The 20,811-nt window shown below is 60.7% G+C and carries 14 protein-coding genes; 1 reads left to right on the top strand and 13 read right to left on the bottom strand.

What is annotated here, in order from left to right; all coding sequences use genetic code 11:
* Window positions 1-401 precede the first annotated feature (401 nt).
* Window positions 402-1,334, top strand: coding sequence for a LysR family transcriptional regulator (locus KHO30_RS23500; RefSeq protein ID WP_211702505.1), 933 nt, complete (start codon window positions 402-404; stop codon window positions 1,332-1,334).
* On the opposite strand, the gene KHO30_RS23495 is transcribed toward KHO30_RS23500, so the two are convergent.
* The 13 genes from KHO30_RS23495 to KHO30_RS23435 form a co-directional block, all read right to left on the bottom strand.
* On the bottom strand, window positions 1,283-2,005 hold the full coding sequence (locus KHO30_RS23495) for an SDR family oxidoreductase (RefSeq protein ID WP_211702504.1): 723 nt from the start codon (window positions 2,003-2,005) through the stop codon (window positions 1,283-1,285). The genes KHO30_RS23500 and KHO30_RS23495 overlap by 52 nt on opposite strands.
* A 79-nt stretch (window positions 2,006-2,084) precedes the next feature.
* Window positions 2,085-2,759 carry a peroxiredoxin-like family protein gene (locus KHO30_RS23490; protein ID WP_093641453.1) on the bottom strand — a complete coding sequence of 225 codons (675 nt, stop codon included), beginning with the start codon at window positions 2,757-2,759 and terminating at the stop codon, window positions 2,085-2,087.
* 225 nt (window positions 2,760-2,984) lie between these two features.
* Window positions 2,985-3,596 (bottom strand): type VI secretion system lipoprotein TssJ, encoded by a 612-nt coding sequence (tssJ, locus tag KHO30_RS23485; RefSeq protein WP_244864114.1) that lies wholly within the window; start codon window positions 3,594-3,596, stop codon window positions 2,985-2,987.
* A 29-nt stretch (window positions 3,597-3,625) separates the two neighbouring features.
* On the bottom strand, window positions 3,626-4,618 hold the full coding sequence (tssG, locus tag KHO30_RS23480) for a type VI secretion system baseplate subunit TssG (protein WP_211702819.1): 993 nt from the start codon (window positions 4,616-4,618) through the stop codon (window positions 3,626-3,628).
* 74 nt (window positions 4,619-4,692) lie between these two features.
* The gene (tssF, locus tag KHO30_RS23475; protein ID WP_211702502.1) at window positions 4,693-6,516 is read right to left on the bottom strand and encodes a type VI secretion system baseplate subunit TssF; all 1,824 of its coding nucleotides are present in this window, start codon (window positions 6,514-6,516) and stop codon (window positions 4,693-4,695) included.
* A 37-nt stretch (window positions 6,517-6,553) separates the two neighbouring features.
* Window positions 6,554-8,128 carry a type VI secretion system protein TssA gene (tssA, locus tag KHO30_RS23470; protein WP_211702501.1) on the bottom strand — a complete coding sequence of 525 codons (1,575 nt, stop codon included), beginning with the start codon at window positions 8,126-8,128 and terminating at the stop codon, window positions 6,554-6,556.
* A 37-nt stretch (window positions 8,129-8,165) separates the two neighbouring features.
* The gene (locus KHO30_RS23465) at window positions 8,166-11,810 is read right to left on the bottom strand and encodes an ImcF-related family protein (RefSeq protein ID WP_211702500.1); all 3,645 of its coding nucleotides are present in this window, start codon (window positions 11,808-11,810) and stop codon (window positions 8,166-8,168) included.
* 14 nt (window positions 11,811-11,824) lie between these two features.
* Window positions 11,825-13,099 carry a hypothetical protein gene (locus tag KHO30_RS23460; RefSeq protein ID WP_211702499.1) on the bottom strand — a complete coding sequence of 425 codons (1,275 nt, stop codon included), beginning with the start codon at window positions 13,097-13,099 and terminating at the stop codon, window positions 11,825-11,827.
* The gene (locus tag KHO30_RS23455) at window positions 13,099-13,356 is read right to left on the bottom strand and encodes a PAAR domain-containing protein (RefSeq protein WP_211702498.1); all 258 of its coding nucleotides are present in this window, start codon (window positions 13,354-13,356) and stop codon (window positions 13,099-13,101) included. Before KHO30_RS23455 ends, KHO30_RS23460 begins: the two co-directional genes overlap by 1 nt.
* Window positions 13,357-13,411: 55 nt before the next feature.
* On the bottom strand, window positions 13,412-14,065 hold the full coding sequence (locus KHO30_RS23450) for a DUF6708 domain-containing protein (RefSeq protein WP_211702497.1): 654 nt from the start codon (window positions 14,063-14,065) through the stop codon (window positions 13,412-13,414).
* Window positions 14,066-14,349: 284 nt separating this feature from the next.
* Window positions 14,350-17,421, bottom strand: a complete 3,072-nt coding sequence (locus KHO30_RS23445) for a T6SS effector BTH_I2691 family protein (RefSeq protein ID WP_280531448.1) — start codon at window positions 17,419-17,421, stop codon at window positions 14,350-14,352.
* Window positions 17,418-18,434 carry a DUF4123 domain-containing protein gene (locus tag KHO30_RS23440; RefSeq protein ID WP_211702495.1) on the bottom strand — a complete coding sequence of 339 codons (1,017 nt, stop codon included), beginning with the start codon at window positions 18,432-18,434 and terminating at the stop codon, window positions 17,418-17,420. Before KHO30_RS23440 ends, KHO30_RS23445 begins: the two co-directional genes overlap by 4 nt.
* Window positions 18,431-20,803, bottom strand: a complete 2,373-nt coding sequence (locus KHO30_RS23435; RefSeq protein WP_211702494.1) for a type VI secretion system Vgr family protein — start codon at window positions 20,801-20,803, stop codon at window positions 18,431-18,433. The genes KHO30_RS23440 and KHO30_RS23435 overlap by 4 nt, the downstream gene beginning before the upstream one ends.
* Window positions 20,804-20,811: the final 8 nt, after the last annotated feature.

Here is a 20,811-nt window from a genome sequence, read left to right as displayed (position 1 = left end):
GGCTTGCGGTACGAGAGCGGTAACACGTTCGATGGCTCTTGCAACTGCGGCAGCGAGCCACAACGGCGATTTGCTGTCAGACGAGCTCCTGGTAGCGGTTCGCCAGACACATAAGCATCGTCGTTGAATTGAACGAGCCAGGGTAGGCAGCGCGACCGCATAACAGTCATTCCCTTGGGGCATATCAGGTGAACTTGTCTCGATCGGTGAACAACTCACGGCGCAAGAGAACGCGCCGAGGATAAGAACGCGTTACCGTATGCCTGTGCGGAATGAGTGCTATGCCCGCGCTGTGGAAAACAACGTGGCGCGGTGGTGTATCTTCCGACAAGCAGGTTTCGTCGCGCGTATTCGACGGTGCGACGCACGAGCTCCAAACACCTGTTCCAGGAAGGACGACCATGGACCGACTGACAGCGATGGAAACGTTTGTGTGCGTGGTGGAGTCCGGCTCTTTCTCGGCGGCAGCGCGGCTGCTGAACGTTGGGCAGCCCGCCGTTTCCAAGTCCATCGCGCAACTCGAAGAGCGACTCGCGGTTCGACTGCTGCTCCGTTCGACGCGCGGGCTGACGCCGACCGAAGCGGGCCACGCATTTTACGAGCGCGCAAAACGGGCGATCGAAGAGGCGGACGAGGCGGAGGTTGCGGCAAGAGGATCGGCCGGTGCCCTCTCGGGTCGCCTCAGGATTTCAGCAGCGGTTACCTTTGCGCGGATTCACATCCTTCCGCGGCTTCAGACATTTCTTGATCGACACCCAGAGGTCAACGTCGACATTGTGCTCGACGACGAGAACATCGATCTGCTGGAACGCGGCATCGACGTTGCACTCAGGATGGGGGTGCTTGGCGACTCGAACATGACTGCACGCAAGGTCAGTCACGGTCGGCGTTGCGTCGTCGGCACGCCGGCATGGTTCGCAAAGGCCGGCGAACCGCGGGCTCCTGCGGATCTGCTATCGCATCAGGCGATCGTGTATGAGCAAGGCGGCGGCGGAAGCGTGTGGTCGTTCAGGCAGGGCAATTCGGAAACGGCCATTGTCGTGACCGGGCGCGTCCGCGTGAACGCCGCGGAAGGCGTACGCGCGGCCGTGCTCGCCGACATGGGCGTCGCGATCGCTTCGGAATGGATGTTCACGCCGGAACTCGCAAGTGGTGCCGTCAAACGCGTGCTGCCCGACTGGGAATTGCCGGGTATCGACCTGTGGGCAGTTTTTCCCAGTGGGCGCATGGTCAGTGCAAAGGCACGCGCTTTCGTCGCCTGGATCGAGGAGATATTCGGCCCTCAGATTGAAGCCCTGCCGATCGAGGCGCCGCCGTCGACAAACAACGTTTGACCCGTAATGAAAGCAGCATCGTCGGACAGCAGGAAAGTGATGGCTGCGGCAATCTCGTCTGGCTTGCCGAAGCGCTTCATTGGGACGGCGGAGAGATAGCGCTGCTCCCCTTCGCTGCCTGGCGCGTTGTTGGCTCTGAACAGTTCGGTTTCCGTCGGGCCGGGCGCGACGGAATTGACCGTGATGCCGGTGGTCGCCAACTCGAGCGCCCAGGAGCGCGAAAAACTCACCAGGGCAGACTTGGCGGCGGCATAAGCGGTACGTTCCACGATGCCAAGGACAGTGAGGCTCGTAATGTTGACGATCCGCCCCCAGCCCTGGTTGCTCATATTGGGCAGCAGTGCTTGCGCCGCCTGTATAGCGGGATGCAGATTGAGCGACATGACGGAGTCAAGCGTGTCCAGGTCGATGGCGCCCAGCCTCTGCGGTTTGACGAGGCCAACGTTATTGACCAGGCCGTCGAACTTGTATTCCGCCACAAGCCTATCGAGCACAGCCTGCGTTTTCACGCGGTCGGACAGGTCGACAGACACGAGCGTTCCTGGGAAGCCAGGATCGTCTGCCTGACGCGCCAGTCCCACAACCCGGTGCCCGTCTGCATTCAGCCGCGCTGCGACGGCTCTGCCGATGCCTTTGCTGGCACCGGTTACAAGAAAAGTGCGTGATTTCATATTGCCTCGATGTTGATGGTCCGGCTTGCCTGTTCAATCGTTCCCGGCGGTTCACGGCCGGGAACGAAGCAGGACCGAATCAGGATGCAGAAACAACCTTCTTGCGGAGCACCGGCAACATATCCTGAGGCTCAGGACGATGCGTATAGTCAGGGTTGACTTCCGAGTACAGGATCGTTCCGTCTTGCCCGACCACGTAGCGCGCCGGCATCGGCAACGTCCAACTGTCGTCCCCGTTGAACGCCGGCAGATCGTTCTTGAGGTTCTTGTACAGATCCACGAGATAGTCGGGCAAAGCAAAGCGGATGCCGAATGCGGCAGCGACATCGTTGTGCGTGTCGCTCAGGATCGGGAAATTCAGCTTGTTGGTGCGGACAGATTTGCGGCTGTTCACGGCATTCTGCGGTGAGATCGCAACCAGGCTTGCACCCTCGGCCTTGAACGACGGCAGCGCTTCTTCAAGGGCCGTCAGTTCAAGATTGCAATACGGGCACCATACGCCGCGATAGAAGCTGATCACGAGCGGCCCCTGCTTCAGCAGGTCGACAGACGACACGGGTTTGCCGTCCGGATCATTGAGGGTAAATTCCGGTGCTACGTCGCCTGCTTTGAGAGCGCGTGCGGCCTGTCCGGACGCCACGAGTTCGGCCGTCGCGCGTTCCATGATCGGATGGATTTCCGGCGGTGCAAAGAATGGGGCTTTGCCGCCTTTGAAATCGGCCTTGAATGCGTCGAGCCTGGCTTGAAGTGACATGACAATCTCCTTCCTGATGATGTTTAACGCACAGTGCGTAGGAGGGATAGTCCGGCAATGCAAACCGGTGGAGAAGACAGCGCGGATGCATAACTGTCATTCCTGCTGGGCATAGGGGTGATGGCTGGATTTACCCTCGACCGTGCGCCGATGCGCGCCGCCCAGGTTGAACAGGTAGCCTGCCGTCGCGTACGCTCCGCACTAACACAAACGGCATGTGTTCGCTCACCCCGCCTGCGTTCCATACTCCGTGATTACCGCCGGTTTCGGCTTCGGTGGATTCGGCACGCTCTGCTGCGGCGCGTTACGCTTGATCGTGTCATCCGTCGCACCAACGAGATTTAGCGTGTTGTCGCGCGCCTCGATCTTCACCGGGTCCGTCTTCTTCCACTGCTTTTTCGGAATCACCAGCTTCCACGACGAGTCTTTGCCGGCGTCGCGGAAGAACGCGACCACGCCGACGTACGCCGCATCACTGCTCATTGGCTCACTGATGCTCGCGCTCGCCTCCGGACGCAGGACGACATCTTTGGTCGCGAGCAGATCGGCCTTCAGCGCCGCAAGGTCATTTGTCTGCAACTGCGTGTAGTCGAGTTGCTGGAAGGCCTGCGGTGTTTTCAGTTGATAGATCCGCACCACCGTCGACAATGATTGCCCCGCGCCGTTTGCGTTTAGTGACGACCGGCTGACGAGATCCATGTTCATGGTCTTGACCTGCGTCGTGAACGCCCATTTCGCTGCGTCCACTGTACTGTCCTTCACTGCCTGCCCTACGCCGCAGCCTGCGACGGCAAGCACGGCTAACGCCGCTGCGCCGATTCGAAGCTGTCGCTTCATTCTGTTGATCCTTTTGTGTTCCATATCCGTTAAATACCGCGCCCGTGCGTCGCACGCTCCTCGTTGGCACGTCGTTCGCTGCCCCCTGTCCATTCGCCAAGCTGCACGCGCGTGACTGCAGCGACAGAATCGTGCCTGCGGGGCTGCGCCAACTGGGTGGTGTAACCCAGGCTGACCTGATCTGAGTTCAGTTGCTGGGCCGGCATGAGCTCCGCACTGACGTGCATTTCCAGGTGCGCCCTCGCCTCATAGCCCAGGTAAAAGCGCAGCAGCGCCATGAGTTCATGATGATGGGTCCGCCCCGGCATCAGTCCGAGCACCGACTCACGCGTCTGGGGTGTGATGATCACGCGCACTGCATTCGCCCGGTCATAAAAACCGCGACCGAGCAGACAGCCCTCACCCAACGCTCCCGGCGAGTAATCGTCTACGCGGATCCATACGGGATGGAACTCCTCCACCGTGATGCGCGCATCCGGAACCGCATGCTGCAGCACACCCTTCAGTCCTTCGGCCGTGCGCGTCTTCTGACTCGCGAGCCCGAGCATCGACAACAGCTTGCGTGGGCCGACCGCCTGTGCGATCTCCGGTGTGCCAATGCCGAGTCCCGCGAAGCTCAGCAGGTAGCGCGAAATTTCGTCGGTGCCCCCGCTCCTGAAGCCGGCCGGGTAGCGATACTTTCGCCACACGCGGTAGTACTGCGTAACGACCCGGTGATGGAAAAGATCAAGAAAACTCGACATCGGGTCGGCGCCGTCGCGGTTCTGCGCGACTTCTTCGACGAAATACGACGGCATGCGCGCGTCGACCCCGTACAGGCCAAGAAACGTCGTGCGAACGGCCGGTGGCGCCGACGGGTTGTCCAGATCGTATTCGACCGCGTCGATTTCACGGTTCGGAAATCCGATCCGCGCCCGCGATCGAAACCGCACTGGCTCTGTAGCGGGCGAATCGCTCGCACCCAGCGGCGGCTTGTCGGGAGCGGAAAGTTCGATCAGCTCGCAGAAGCGGAAGAAGTTCATCCGCGTCGCATCGTCGAGCAGCGCCGGCAGCAACTGCCGGTCCGCGTATGACGGAAACTCCTTGCTCGGTGCGTTCAAAACGGTGCTCCTTCGCCCTTCGTATCCGGCCATTCAATGCGGCGGCCAGTGGGCTGCGACACAATCACGAGCTTTGTGAACAGGTTCAACGTCGCGTACAGCCCAAGAAAACGGTTGAGCATCCCACCAAACAGTTCGATGTCGCCCTCGCCGGCAAACCGGTTGCTGTCGAGCGTCACCTCGATTTCAACGCCACGCTGCAGCCCGCCCTTCACGAGCTTCTGCAACAGCCGGTGCTGCACGTCGGTGATGGCATCGATGCGGCGTTTGTTCATCTCGCCCTCGGTCCAGTCGTACAACGCGAGCGCGCCGCGCAGAATTTCCGGGTTCAGCAGCGACAGGTAGTTCGGCGCGAGATGCGACAGCACGCGCCACTGGAAGCGGTCGCCGGTTGGCGGGTAAACCGGTAACGTCGGCGCAGTCAGATTGCGCACCGAGCCAATGTTCGTGAAGCCGCTGCGCATGCGGGTGATACCCGCTTCGCGAAGGCCCTTGCGCGGCAACAGCCCGTTAGTGCCCGTCACCGACAGCGACAGCGTTTCCTTCGGCAACGTCACCTGATTCTCCCAGGCGTGGCCGCCGAGGACCACCCATGTGTCGAACCGTCCCGATGGCCCGCGCCGCACGCGCGTATGGAAATACCGTTCGGGCATTTCGTGGCGCAGCATGCCGCCGCGATGACGGAACGAAGCGAACGGCGCGTATTCGAAGCGCTGGCCGGATCCCGCCTCGAAGCCCTGCACGGTGTCGACCGAATACACGTCGACTTTGTCCCCGCGTTGCTCGATCGAGTGGACACGATATTCGGTTTCGAACTGGGTCGCTATGATTGGGTCAGCTTCCAGCTGGAACAGATTGATGATTGGTGTGCAGAAGAGGCGCACATTTTCGGCTGAGAAGCGCAAGTCGTCGGGATAGGGCTTCTGCAGTGCGACCTCGACATCGAAATACGGTGCGTCTTGTGGAATCGCCTGCATGTCCAGACCGAGCAGGTCCACAAACATGAACTTTTCTGGAAACGTGAAGTACTCGAGCAACAACTGGTAGCCACCGAACGCGTTGTCCGCTTTCGGCCACAGGCGCTCATCGGCAGCGAAGCCCGCCGGTTCGATGTGCAGGCCCGGCATCGGTTGCAGCATGCCGGGACGGTCGGCGGGATAGCCCGGTATGCGTACGTCGATCGCAACAGGCTCGGCGGTCAGCGCCGCGTACAGCGCGAGCGCAACCGGCCGGTCAGCGTTCAGGAAGAGGCGCAGGCGCGGCACTACCAGCTGCTCGCGCCGCGCCTGCGGTTGTACCTCGAGCCGCAAACGCAGCACGGAACGGCCATCCTCGCACGCGTAGGCGTTCGCTTCGGAAAGGCGCAGCGGATATAGATCGATTTCCTGCGTAGTCCGATAGATGCATTCGACGCCTTCCTCGCCCGAGCCCGAGGGCTGTCCCGCCGGGATGCGATCGGACATGACTTCAAGCCCGGCCGCAAGCGTTTCGTGTTTCTGCAGTACGCCATGGGCCGGGCTCACTTCGAGAATCGACAGCGATGGAATCATGCGCAGGTAGTGCGGCCACAACATGCTGACAAGGCCCTCGGTCAGCTCGGGCAGTTCGTCGTCAAGTTTGTGACGCAAGCGCCCCATCAGGAACGCGAAACCTTCGAACAACCGCTCGACATGTGGGTCGCGTTCCCCGATGCGATCGATGTTCAACATTCGTGCGCGGTCTGGGAACGCGTGGGCAAATTCCTTGCCCGCCTCGCGCAAATAGCGCATTTCCGCTTCGTAGTAGCGGAGGACTTCGTTGTCTTTGGTGGGGCTGCTCATCGGCTTGGTCTCGTCATCTCGCTGTTTCCGGGCGTGCTTATGCCAGCGTCACGGCTCGCGCCGGATCGATCGCTGTCAGCTCGCCCGTCAGCAGATCGATGCGGGCAGCCAGTGCGGGCTTGTCCGCGTCCTTGCGGTTCATCCGGATCTTCAGCAGCCGCAGCAGATGGTGTTTGGTTTCGAATGCCAGTGACGGCTCCCATTCTGTGAGCCGGAAGCGCTGCGTGACAGCATCAAGCGCCGAGAGCAGGTGTAGTGCCGTATCCGGCCGGTCAGCGCGCTCTGCCACGCGTGCCATCACCAGTTGCCGTACGAAGCGGTCGCGTTCGCCGTCCTCGGCCGGCAAGCGTTGCAACCAGGCAAAGGCGGCGTCCAGCCCCTGCTGCGCGGCGAGATCGGACGCCTGTGCTTCGGTTTCCGCCCAGTTGGTATCCGCCGACGCTACGATCACGGGCGCCACGGCTTCGCCCCGCTCGACGTCACGCACGGTGGCGTAGCGTGCGATCCATTCCAGCGTCGCGTCATCGGCAAACGGTGAGCCGTCGGAGAACGACAGTTGGTCCAGACCCGGCAGACGTTCGAGCATCAGCGCGCAGTCGGTTGCGACCAGATCGCGAACCTGCGCATATTCACCGCCCGCCTGCTCCTGCGCGCTGAACGCGAAATACTGCAGATCCAGCCAGAAATGATTCGCACCTTCGGCAAACGCCGCCTCGACACGGTCCAGCAATTCCGGCCACTGCTTTTGCAACATCAGGCGTTTAAGATGCGCCCGCAGTTCGGCGCGTGGCGCGACGAGCCGCGTCTTGCCGCTAACCTCGTGCGGCGGCACTTCGGTGAGCGTATCCCAGCGTATGCAACGCATCAGCCGATACGCCGCCAGATAACCCTGCGGCTGATCTCGCAGGAACTGCGCCATCTGGCGCGCGCGGTCGAGTAGTTCGCGAGTGGAAGAGACTTCAGTGGCCGGCGGCAGCGTCGTGGCTGATGCGCCGCCTGCCGGTGTCTCGCTGTTTGCGTGCGCCATCGGCAGCGGGGTTTCAACGCGGTCTTCGAAGCGGCGAAACAGCGGGTCGAGTTCAGGGCGTGCCGCCTCGGGCCATTGCGCGGTACGCTCGGTGATCAGCGCGAGCGCCGACAGCGTGCGTTCGAGCAGCGTATCGGACAGACCCTGCACACGGTCGAGCCGGTCAGCAAAGGAACTGCCGGCAAGCCATTCGAGCGCGGCCCTGCGAGTTTCGGCACGGGCCGGCAACAATGCGTCGCCGAAGCGATCAACGAGCGCCGAGAGCAGTTCAAAGCCGGATGCCACGCCTTCCGCGCCATCGCGACGCATGCGCCCATAGACGTAGTAGACCGCGAGGCGGACATCCTTCGCGCTTTGTTTGAGCAGGCGTTCGGCGGTATTGACGATCAGCGTGTCGTCGACGTCCGAGAGTTTCGCAACTTCCTCCCTGATCGCGAGGAAGTCATCGTCATAGCCGGGGTCGGTACCGGTCGGCGTAGCCTCGCTGATCGGCCGTAGCCAGTCATCCCAGCGCCCCTGTGTCGAGCGCGCGAGGTCTGAGGGCGGGTGGGCGCCAAACAGCGCGCTGAGGAGGTTCGTTAGCATGAAGCGTCTTCTCCGGGCGAAGCAGTGGGGTCGGCTCTCATAGCGGGCTGAATCCACCGGGAAGCGGGGTTTCGGCGTGCTTTGCCGCGTCGAGCATCGCCCTCGGCAACGGTGGTGGGCCGTCAGCCTGCGCGGTCTTTTTTGCACCTAATGCCGCGACGGGCACTGTGCCGGCGAAGATGCGCGTCGGCAGCGCGAAGTTGCGCAACGCCAGCAGTTCCAGCGGCCCCTTGCCCACGTCCGTACGCATCATGAAGCTCAGCGGATAAGTGAGGTCCTGTGACGCGGTTGTGAGCGGGGCTTGCGTCGTCAGGCTGTCGAGACGTTTGGCACCGAGGAAAGCCGGATCGTCAACGTCGTCATCTTCTTCGTTGGCATTGGCGTTGGCGTTGGCGTTGGCGTTGGCGTTGGCGATATTCGACGCGTTTGCCGGTGAAGGCGCGGATGCAGGCTTCGGTATCTGTGCCGCCTTCGAAGCGCTCGTGTCCGGCGCAGCCTGCCACGTCAACTGGAAAGTGGCGCTATCGAGCGGCTGCACCTGGGCCCGTTCGAGCATGCGCACCAGCCCCCAGCGCCCACTGAACTCAAAGCTCTTGTTCGTACCCGCCTTCTCCGTCTGCCATTGCAGGCGCGTGCCGAGACCCTGCGGATTGTTCGACGGCCACGTCAGCGCCTGCCAGGCTTCCTGCTGGTTGTAGTAATGCAGTTTCTGGCCGTCGAGCGTCAACACCGTGTCTGTCACGCCCGCCGCCGGCACCGGCCTGAAGTCGAAACGATATTGCGGCTCCCCCTGTGCAAGAAGATGGCCCGCAATGCGTTGCAGCGTGTTCAGCGCCCTGAGGAAGTTGGGATCGAACGTCAGCGTCGTGTTGCCTGTGGCTACCGGCACCCACTGGTCACCCTGCAGTTCGAGCACGCCCGCGAGTTGCGAGCCGAGGAACGTACCAATCAACCCGCCTTGCGGGCGCAGGAAACGCGCGAGTTCGGGTAGCGACGCATCGTTATCCGTATTGGCGAACGGATAGCGTCCCGCAAAGGATCGATTCCACGTTGCGACGATCGTCTGGCGCCAGGCATCGTTCAGGCTGGCCTGGGCCGGCTTCAGCACCGTTTGCGTTGCCTGGGCGACTGGCCTCACGAAGAGCGCATCGCCCATACCCGCCCATTGCGCGCCGAGACTCGCGGCGATCAATTGCGCGTAGGCCTCGGTGTCGGCCAGTTCCGAGCCTTTGCCCTGAAAGAGTGATTGCGCAACCTGCTTCGCCTCAGCGTCGACATCCGGGCTGTCGCTTACCTGCTGCAATTTCAGGCGCAGGGTGGTGACACGCTCCATGAAGCGTTGCAGGCTCAGGTCGCTGCTCGGGACAGCGCTGGTATTGCCCTGTGCGACGAGACGCAGCACTGGCCCGAATGATGCGCCGAGCGGGCCGGCCGGATCGGGCTTCGCCGTCTCAGGACCCTCGACCTTGCCGCCGAACACGTGCTGCGCCTTGTCCACCAGCGTGTCGGACAACGACGTTTTCAGCGCGCCCGCTCCGCCCTGGTATTCGAGTGATTTCATAAGCGCGATCACCGGCGACTGCCGCGCGTCGGCCAACAGTTTCAGTTGCTCGATCGCGGATGGCAGCGTGGGCGCGAGGTCCCAATGCAGGGTGTTCATGAAACCCTGCCAGCGGTCCGCGTAGTCCGAGAAGTAGCGGCTGATGAGCGACGCCCTTACATCGTCGGCCGACTGCTCCGGCTCGTGCCGATGCGCATTGCTGGCCAGCACCCAGTCGCTCGCGACTTCATTGCGTTTCGCGGCTTCGTCGATGGCGGCGGCAATGGTGCCCTCGTAGGCTTGACGGGTGAAGGCGCCGGATATGAACGCTGAGGTGCGCAGCAGTCCGCGCGTGTCGGTGCCGGCCGTGAGGGAGGCGAGCGTCTGGTCGGGATAGCGATTGCCCGCCGTGTCGAGCACGTGCTGGTAAATCGTGTCCTCGGAGTTTTTCACGCCGATCACTGCGAGCAGCGTTTGGCGCGATGCGTTGACCAGATCCTGGCGCGGCTGGATGCGCCAGTCTTCATGTGCTCTCAGGTGCTGGGCGTAAAAGCCCAGCAGACGCTCGGAGAGGTCGAGTTTCTCGCCGGCCGGCAGGTTCGCGTTTGTGCTCCAGTAGCGGGTGAGCAACGGGGTCATGAATGCTGCGTCGGCGCGGCTGGGTTCGGACAGCATCAGATAAGTCTTGAGGGCTTTGTGGCCGTCGAGCGCGAGCCGGTTGGTCTGGTCATCGACCTGCTCGGTCTGCATCTGGCTTAGGTCGACGAGGGAGGCTTCGAGGTTTTGCTGGAGCGGTGTGACCAGCACTCGCCGGCTGGCTTGCGCGTAAGGTGCCCACAACGCGGCGAGCACCTCCCGGTCGCGATTCAGCCCGAAGCGCGTCAGCAGCGGCGCGTGATGCTGCGTGCGAGTTTCGTATAGGTCGATGCGCTGTTGCAGCTTGAACAGCGCGCGCAGTCTGGCGGCGGATTCGGGTGCCGTCGCGAGGGCCCGGACCGCCTGCTTCGTGAGATGCAGTTCGCGCGCGTTGTTGAAACCCGATATCAGCATGCCGGTGGTCCACAGGCCGATTGCGCTCAATGCGATGATCGAGAGCGTCGTCACGGGGTGCCAACCGAGGCGGCGGCCGCGGTTGGTGCGTGCGGCCTCGCCGATGTGCTGCCATATAGGAAGGTCAGCGCTGGTCGGATGCTCGCTGTTGTGCGTTGTGTTCGGTAACGGGTACGGCGCGAAGAATGCACCGCTGACCGGTTGGACGTGCCGCTGGCGTCTGGCAAACGCGGCGATCCATCCGGCAAGCAGTGCGCTGCGCGTGTCGAGTCGTTGCGACAGTTGCGCGACGTACCGGTCGCAGCCATTGTTGGCTAGCTGCGCGACGCTGCGATCGGCCAGGCGGTCGCGCAATCTCAGCAGCGCGGTTTCGATTGCGCTGGCGTCGGCGGTGCGCGGGAACTCGCAACCTGTTACCGGCGTTGCGCCGCTGCTGACCGCGTCGTCTTGCGCGACGTCAAGGACATAAACGGGCGCAGACCAGTGCAGTATCTGTGCGATGCGTGAGAGGCTAACACCGTATGTATTGGTGCCGCGGCGTGCAGTGGACAGGTCCTCAGTGCCGTCGAGAGTCAGCACCACCGCGTCGATCGGGCGGCAGCGGCGTAGTTTGGCTAACCGCTTCAGCCAGTTTTCGTCTGGTTGACCGTCCTTGCCTGTTTTTCTCCATAGGAGCACAGCGTCGTCAGTGACGAGCCAGCCTTGTTCGGCCAGGTCGGGGAGCAGTTGCGCGATTGCTGCATCGCCGCCTGTTAGCAACAGCCAAGGTTGGCGGTAGCAATAGCGAAGGCCGTGACGTGTTCGCAGATATTCCCGCAAAGAGGTCAACGGTTCGGTTGTCACCTGAATCTCTTCCGGCTGCTTACCTAGCTCAGCCGACCCAACGTCTCGCAGTGCAGCCTTGCGGCTGGCCTTTCGAATCAGCGTAACGTTGACGATAACGGCGAGCAAAAACACGATGACCAGACCCGAAACGACAAGTAGCTTCTGCGCCGGAGTGGTCAGACCAAAGACGTGCCCTTTTGTAAGCACGATGAGTCCGGTTGCGACTAACACCACAAAAAAACCAGCCAGCTTGAAATTGAAGCGCATAGGGGAAACTGATCTTAAAGTTGCGGCCCGACAACCGCGAGGGTCATATGGTCGACATGAGCAATGCTCAGTAATTGTTTCTGCCCGGAGGCCCGCACCTGCGCAGAAGCAAGAGCGACGCACAACCATGGCGCAGCCATGCCAATCGTGCCGATAGTCAGATCGACGTCATGCTGCCCTTGCAATCCGGCTGTCTTGAGTACACCCACATCTTGGGTATCCATATGGGTCGACAACTCCCGCTGCAAAGGTGCCTCTGTGCCACCGATCAACCACTGGTCGTTCACCTCCGAGCCCCGAGAACGGCTCCACAGCAATACTTGCAGTAACCCCTGCGCCATACCTTCTTCATCGTGATGTTCTGGTCGATATAGCAGAGTGTTACTGGCTAAGTGCCTTTGCGCGACGAACGCCCGTGAAGCAAACATCAGGATGGCTCCCGCTTCCGCCACTCCAGCATCTGGAATCGCGTTGAGAAGCGGGTTGAGTTGCACCACGCAAAGTACGTTGACCGCATCCGTGACGAACCCGGGGGCACCGTCGAGCCATCCGTCGACAGCAATGAGGTCCGGAGCGTCTGTGTTCACTGCGGTTAGCGCCGCATTGCCGAGCTGATGCGCATCCCATGAATCGTGCCAAATGGCTTCGATTTCCGAAGTCGTCAATTGAGCGGCAACACTCACGCGAACAATCAGCCGTGTACGTTCAGGCAATGCTCTGACGGCCGGCGCAATCTGCCGCAGCAGCGAGCCGAATACATACCCAAGCACATCGCGATGCCGCTCCTCGTCTGCAGCTTCGTCGCCTGGTCGCCACGCATAGCCATCCGGATCGATCCACCGAGCGGCGATTGCTTCGCTATCGTCGTCGAACCGAGTTTTCGGCTCCAGCGTGAGCTGCCGCTCCACCACCGCCGACGCAGTGTTCTCATGTTCCCGCGCGGAGAAAACAAAACCGGAGTCGAGGATATGCAAAGGAATGCCGGCCCTCCGGCAGACCTCATCCTTATATTCACGTCGTGCCTCGTTATGCTCTTCGGCACAGGTTCGCCGGGACTGCAACACGCCAAGATAACTAAAGAGCAGGACCGTCCATACGAGCACCGGGAACGCTGCCACGCACGTCCAGAACCAAACCGTTTGCGTGGACTCGCCAGCCGGCCAGAAGCGGACGACACCGAAGGCACCGCCGCCGACGATCAGCAGAAAGAGGAATGCCCAAAGCGGCCAGGCAGGTCTAAACGGTGGGACCTCCCGCTCAGGAGCAATACGTCTCAAGTCGTAGGCCATCACGTACTGCCTGTCGCTCCACTAGACGAAAGCAGAATCGCACCGCAAAGCGTCTTGTGACCATGAAACGCAATTGGCAGATCGCCATCAAACATCTTGTCATTTCCCTCTGCAATCGCGTTTTCACCACAGCGGGGACAGGACACCTTGTCGGTCTTGCGGGATGCGAATCTACCGTTCAATGAAATGCGCGGCGATCCGGTAAGCACCTTGCCGCCGTGGCTCGTGTCGTCGCCCACGTAAATCACATTTGGCATATGGCCTCTTCTGAAAGTTAAGGAAGATGGTTCACACATTTAAGCCGTGGGCCGCTCATCGATACCCCACCGGATTTGTGCTCGAATCGCGCACATACGCATCGCCTGGTGCTATCCGGCATGATGCTTCGACGTCGGCGGGCCAAAGCGGGACCTTGCTCGTTGCGCGGCACACCAGACGACCGATAAAGAACAGGATGTGGAACGGCAGCATCAGCCATTTGGCAATCGGGTTCCATGCGTCCTTTGACACCAGCGCTATCCAGCCCTGATACAGCGTTTCCCGCTTGTCGGCAATCGGCAGACAGTACGTGAAGCCGGGGGCGTAGATCACCGCCTGCGGCCCCTCCTCCATGTAGCGGCGGATAAATTCCCAGTGACGCAAACAATCGTCCTGACTGCTCGATGCGTAGCCGAATACGAACATTTCCTCGACGGTCTGCGCATCCTTCAGCACAAGACCGCAGATGCCTAGTGTACGTATGCCAAACGCCTGACTGTTCACACGCAAGGTGAAGTACGCCTTGTCCCACGGCACTTCCAGTACCGTTCCGTCGCCGCGAAACACGTAGACCATCCGGTTCTGGCGGTTGAAGCGCATCGGGTAATGCGTGTAGCGGAACCATTCGCCGATCGTGCGGTTGAACGTAATTACGCCCGCGATAAACAAAGACGAAACAATTGTCGCAAACCCCATAAATAGCAACATTGCGCTTTCGTCGCGGTGATCCCAGTTCGGATTGAAATAGAAATCAGCAAAAGTCGACCACCACGAAATCAATAGAAAAAATAAAAGTAGTCCCGCGCCGAACAACCCAACCGCACTCATCGTTCCTCGATTTGAATAGATCCCATCAACCAGTTCCAGATAGGTGGAGTTCAACCGGATCACCCGGCCAGACGCATGCCGTTCTGCGGTGCGTTCGCTGATTGACAGACGCCATTCCCGGTCCTGCACGCTCAGGGGGCGTTGTTTCCTGTTTGTCGTAAACATCACACATCCGCCATCGCCAGGCTGAAGTCGGACTGTTCCTTGCTGGAATCGGTATAGCGGCTACCCGACGCCAGATTGCCCCAGTAGCAGCGCTCCAGCCACTGCGCGAAGGTGTCGCCTTTAACATGATCAATCAGCATACTTAGCGCCACCAAGACCACACCCAAGACGAGTCCCCATCCGGTCAAACTGAGTCCGACGACGACGGTCGCACCACCATCGGCAGCAACTGCAGCCCAAAAGGCAAAGCTAGCGGCGGCAATTCCAGTTACGCCAGAAAGGAGTTGAAGACCGCCCAATTCCCACTTCTGCTGATGTCTGCTTTCATTAGCATCGGCTAAGTCCATCGCTGCTACCACTCCCGAAACTGCAGCCGTCAAAGCCCCGGCCCAGCGCAACGCCACCGCGGCACGTCTCACCGTTTGCTCACCCATCACACGCTCGGCCATACCAGTTGCATTGAGATTGCGCCAGGTCCCGTAGCTCTTCACAACGTTGCCCACCCCCGTCCCGAGCGCACCCACATAGAGTGCGCGACCGAGCTTGTAGCGCGTGTCCTGCTCCCAAGTCTTCTGAAAACTGAGCGCCTTCGCTTCGGCGGTGAGCATCTGCTGCCACGAGGCCCATTTGCAGACCACATCGATGACAGTCAGCACACCCTCCGACACCGCACCATATAACTTCGTCCTGGACGCCGTCTTCAACAATCCATAATCTTTCACGGTTAGTGGCGTCTTCACGTTAGCCGCAAGCCAGGCGATTTTCTTCGTCGGATCCTTGATCTGTTTAAGTTGCGCATACATGTCATCGGTGACAAACACCGCCATCTTCGCCTTCACGGTGTTTTCCTTTGCTGTCTCGAACGCCCCGATATTTCCGCTCGCGAAGCTACCCGCCACCTGCCGTTTGGTGTACTTCGTCAATTGCCTGACCTGCTCCTCAGAGAACGGTTTTCCGCTCTGCTCAGCTGCTGTGGTCAGATTCTTCACAAATGTCGTCGACAGAAACTCGATCGTGTCCCGCGCGCTGCCGCTGACCTCGATCACCCCGACCGGTGTCATCAAGGTGACACCCACAATAGCCATCCAGCGCGCCAACGTCTTTTCTGCCGCGTTATCGTTGAATTCGCGCAGCATCGTCGCTATAGGCGCGGCAATCTGCACCAACACACTAGCAACCGAATCTGGCAGCAGTTTGTCTACCGTCTCGCGCTGCGCTTCCCCCGCCTTGACCTGATTGGCCTTCCACTCCGCCTCGGCCTGCTCCGCTTTCCGCTTCAACGGCGTATCGGCGAGCGCGAATCCGGAACTCATGTCTGTCGAATCCACAAAATCTGCGAACGCCTCATCGTATTTCTTCTTCGCTTGCGCTACTGCCGCGTGTGCGGCCTGCGCTTGCAGCTTCGCGTCCGACGCGGGCTTAAGCAACGCCTGCACGTGCTTAGCGTACTTGTCCATCATTTCTGCCCACGGCAACTTCGCCGGATCGAGTGGCAGCGTCTGCATCGCACTGATCAATTCGTCCTGACGCAACACCAGCGCACGCAGCAGCAGGTTGGTCCGCTCCGTGATATCGCCACTCAGCCACCGGCGATACACCTGCGCGCACCCATCAATCTGCTGCGTCGCTGCCATGCACCGCTGCAAGGTCTCCGCATAGACATCACCCGAATGCGGGTCCTTCCCGTCGTGCGTGCAATCGAGCTTGTTCGATAGCAGATTGCTCTGCATCCACGCCGCATGCGCCTTCGCCAATGACTCTATATGCTGCGTTTGCAGCCTATCTGATGCCGCCTTGAAGTCCTTGGCCCAATCGCTGTAGGGAGCGGGCTTGATCCTATCCAGGTACGCCTTCCATGAATCGTCCTGAGCAATCTTGATCTTCTGTGGCGACGGATTTCTCAGGAGTGCATCCATCTGTTGCTGCCTGGCCAAGTCCGCTGGGTCCACTTTCTTCACGAATGTGCCGGGAATCACGGGCCGGTTCGCCATCACCGGACTCACTGCAACCGCCGCCTCCTGCTCGCGCGCGACGTCGTAGCTCACCTTCATGTAGTCAGCGAAGGCGTTTGCGTCCGCAAACACCTGCATCTTGACCTTCTCGTCATTGGATGCCTGCAATGATTTGATCGCACCGTCCAGAGCGACCAGGTGCCGAAATGTCGTAGCGTAATTACCGTATCCGTTCGCTTTGTCGTACTTCCCCTTCTCCACCCTCGTGTCGAGGAGCCGCTCCTGATGCCAGTTGATCAGCGCGGCGAGATCCTGGGCGACGCCTGCGGGGTCGTCCAGCGCCACGATCGCGCCCTGCATGCCAGGGCTGCGCCGCCGGCACGCCGTCAGAGTTCCCTCTGCCTGCCCCGCACGCGCGCGAAAGTAAGGTGACGAAGGCGGAATGAACGCGCGCGCGCCGATCGGTACGGGCTTAGCAGCGGTCGCGTAGTCGGCCACGGTACTGGCCAGAACGTCCATCGCTACTGCATGGACCGTGCTGCCCCGGCCGGCCGCGACCATCTGTCCTGGCAGCGTCTGGTGCGTCTTGGCCCATGCGCCCGCATCAAAGGCGCGCATGTGCATTTCGCGCTGCGACTTGCCCGCGCTTCCCTTGTGGGCCATCACAACTGCCGGCGTCCATTGCACGTCCGAATACCCGAGCCACACCATGCCCGCCTGCCCCGCATCAGGAATCGCGATGCAGCCAGCCAGCTCCTTGTGTCCAGCGAAATCGCACGGTTTGGCCGTCTTCGCCTGCTCCGATACCGTCGTCTCCGGCGGAAAACTCATGTAGTTGCCGTCCTGCGTGATCCAGTACGCCGCCATCCGGTCGCGCTTCTCGTCATATACGTACAAGTAGCCGCTGCGCAGTACACGCGCTGTGTAGCCTGCGCTGCCCTGCAGCGTCAGATCCTGCTTCTTGCCTTTGCCCACGCTGTGAGCCGTGTCTTCAACCTTGAGCGGCGCAGATATCGTGGGCAGCCCCATATCGAGCGGTGCGATCGCATAGCGCACTGGCATGATCAGCAAACCCTGCTTGTCGCATAAATTGCATTTCGGTTCGACACTTGTTGTCATAGATCTCTTGTCCCCAAGGCTGCCGTGTTCGAGAAATTGGCCGGCGGTAAGGTTGGTACGGTGTTCATAGCCTGCTGCGCAAGGACGTCGTATTCCTCTGTTGTCAGAAGCGCCGCAAGGTCCGCCCAACTCCCGGGCGTTCGCTGTGCTTCCCTAAGCGTCCAGTAAGGTGCTAGCTTGGGATGGGTCAAAAATGCAAGACCGTAGCGCACCACATGCTCGGCGTATCGGGCCTGATCTTCCCGTTCATCCCAATGCAGGCGATCTTTCGCCACTGCCACGGCCGTCTCAATGTGATTGGCAACGGAGGCACGCTGCGACCAGGAGATATCCGGCGGCAAGGCGAGGCGTGCGAGCACCTGATTGACCAGCGCAACACGTTGAGCGCGTTCCCAGACTTCAATGTCAATGCGCATAAATCCGGCAATGCGCTCCGCTGCGTTAACGCCGGTTATGCGCACGGGGGACGTGGCAAGTTCGAACCAATTGCCGAACCATGGAAATAGCCATGTCGAGATCGGGCCCGTCAACGCGGCGAACCGGTCCGCATCCAGCAACCAGCAGAGATTGGCAAATACACGAGGATCAAAAAAACGCCATAAAGCAGCACTCCCCGATCGATTGCCACTCTTGTCGATCGGCAACACGAGCATCTGCTGTCCCAAATGTGAGGCAACCACGTCTGCCGACACGAGCGTCTCAAGGTACCCGCACACGCGCGGTCGGAACAAAGGAAACCGCTGCTGCGCTTCGAGATCATCGGCCAGGGCGGATTCCAACCACTCTTTCTGCCTTGCATCGCATTGACGCAGATCAATCAGCATCGGCAAACCAGTAAAATCTTTGCCCCAATTGATCGGGACACACATGCGTCCGCAAAGCGACGCCAACTCTCCGGCATCGGAAAATGCACCTGGATCGACTAACGCATACCCGTCGCGAGAAAGCGAGGGAGGCTGACAATCAGAAATCGCGTCGGCCAAATGCCAAGTACTCGACTTCGATACGATCATGCCAATGCCACGCTGTTTTCACCGGCCGTTGCCGCGGCAGCTTGTGATCCGTGACACGCGGAGAACGCAGGGAGTTTTCCGGCGATGCTATCGGGCCCGTCCCATTTGAAGTTGGCCATCTTGATCGTCACTTGTGCTGGTGACGCAATCGTCACATTGCCGTTCTCGAGCTTGATATACGCGCCTCCCCCGTCAGTGAACGTGACGGATCTCCGCGCTTGCAGCACGACATGCCCCTCACTGCTGCTGATTGTCATGTTCTGCTGGGAGGTAAGCTCCATCTCATCGCTTTGCGCCTGAATCTGCACTTTCCCCTTGTTCGCGAACAGCTTTACGCCCATCTTGTGCGCGAACAGCGATATCGCTTCGCCTGCAGCGACGGTAAATTTGCGAAGCACACCAATGTCGGCGCTTTCACCTGCGGTGAACGTCAGATTGGTACCCGCACTATGCTGAATCGCATCCGGCGTGACGAGGGCAATGGATGAACTCGCAGACAGCAGGATCACAGCCTGCTGTAGATCCTTGATCTGATCCTGAAGAACCTGCTGCATGGCCTTTGCATCCGCCGCATCGGCTTGCGCGATTCTCGCTGCCTGAGCTAGCCCCTCCATACGGCCCTGCGCGTCGGCAAGGCGCGTCATCGCTTCTTGCATATCAAGCTGCGCGCCCGTTGCATTAGGCCGATCGTCGGATGAAACAAACAACCCCTTCCCACCCCGAATCGCCCCCCACCCTGACGTCCGCAGCTCGAACCCCTCGCCGCGCTTCTGACGTTTGCCGTTAACCATATGGCCCAGGGTCAGCTGGCTCTTGCCCGAGTGTTCCGTGGAGAGCTTCGCGTGCTCTTCGCCTTCCCAGTCTTCTAACTCCAGCTTGTTGTCGCTCTGCGTGCGAATCACATTGCGTGAGAGCCACCGCTCCTGATTCGTGATCAGGTCCGTGGCCTGGCTGTGGTGATGGAACTGCGAGATATATGGCTTGTCCGGATCGCCGTCGCGGAATTCGATCACCGCTTCCGTGCCGTCCAGCGCAGGGAAGTGGAAGCCCGTCTGCAATGCGCCCGCAAACGGCTTCGCGAGCCGTAGCGGCACACTTTCTCCGCCCGGGTTCCACTCGTCAAAGTCCAAGTCAAGGCGCACCGTGTAATAGCCCTGCTGGGTCAGGTATGCGTACTTGTACTGGCCCGGCGACGTCACCCGCGCGCTCAACGTGCCGTTGATCTTCGGCCACGCATCGTCTTCGAGCTTCAGACGGAAGCGCCGATCTGACGGAATCGCCCGGTAGCTGTTGCGGTACGCCTGATCACGTGCACCCGTATGGGTAACCTCAATGATCACCTGGCCACTAGCGGCATCCCCCGGAGCGACTTCCTGTGATGCGTCCGGCATATCCGCATCCATGCGCAGGATGCGCGCTGGCTGCAAGGCCAGCAAATTGCTTTCGCCCTCATAGACGACCTGCCATGCAACGGCCGCCTCGTGGCGCAACTGCGCTTCCCACTGCGCGCCGTCCTGGTCGAGGTGGTGGGTGCCGTAGATATACGGCTGGCCGTACGTGGTGGTGTCCTTGGCCGCGACGTTCGCTTCAGCCCGAAATCGCTCCCACGCCTGATCGGGGTTGTAGTCCGCGACGGCAAACGACTGCGGCACGGTCTGCGCATGTATCTGAAGCGCGAACACCGCCTCGATCCCGGCCTCCAGCCCCGCCGTCTCCCGGTACGGCACGCTCAGTTCGGGCTGATAGATGTAGTGGTCGATGTCGTCGCCGAACACCACCATGTCGCCATGCTTGCCCTGGACGATGTAGCTGTAGATGCCTTCCTTCTGCATCAGCATCTGGACGTAGGCCCAGTCCGTACTCTGGTACTGGAACCGGAATTTATGTTGCGGATACTGCCGACGCAACCTGAAGACGAACTGATGGCCCTTGAACCCATGGCGGCGCAGGATCGACTCGATGATCTGCGGTGCACTCTGCTGCTGGTAGACGCGACTCGCGCGAGTGAGTCTGAGCCGCGCGATGTGCGCCTCGACTACGATCCGGTAGCTGCTGAAGTCCTTCGTCGTCTTCGTCTTTGAGAAGCGCGTGATGCAGCCGGCGAACACGCGCGGCTCGCTGCCATCCGCCGGATCGATCGTGAAGGTCGCGTCGCGACCGAGATAGTCCGCCCTCGACAGGCTGTCCGGATGAGTAAGCTCGATGCTCACCCGGTACGGCTCGCCCACGCGCTCAACCGCCTCGAACGACACCACCGACAGGTCCTTCGCGTTCCCCGCTCCAGGCACATCCAGAAAATAGGACTGTCGCCCCGTCACCCCCGATAGTGCGGCGCCGTACTCCCTGACTCTCGCGTTCAAATCTACCATCGTTGTTC

This window comes from Paraburkholderia aspalathi, from assembly GCF_905220735.1.
GTDB classification, from domain to species: domain Bacteria; phylum Pseudomonadota; class Gammaproteobacteria; order Burkholderiales; family Burkholderiaceae; genus Paraburkholderia; species Paraburkholderia aspalathi.
Note: the sequence above shows the minus strand (reverse complement) of the source record. Positions and strands in the feature narration are given on the sequence as shown.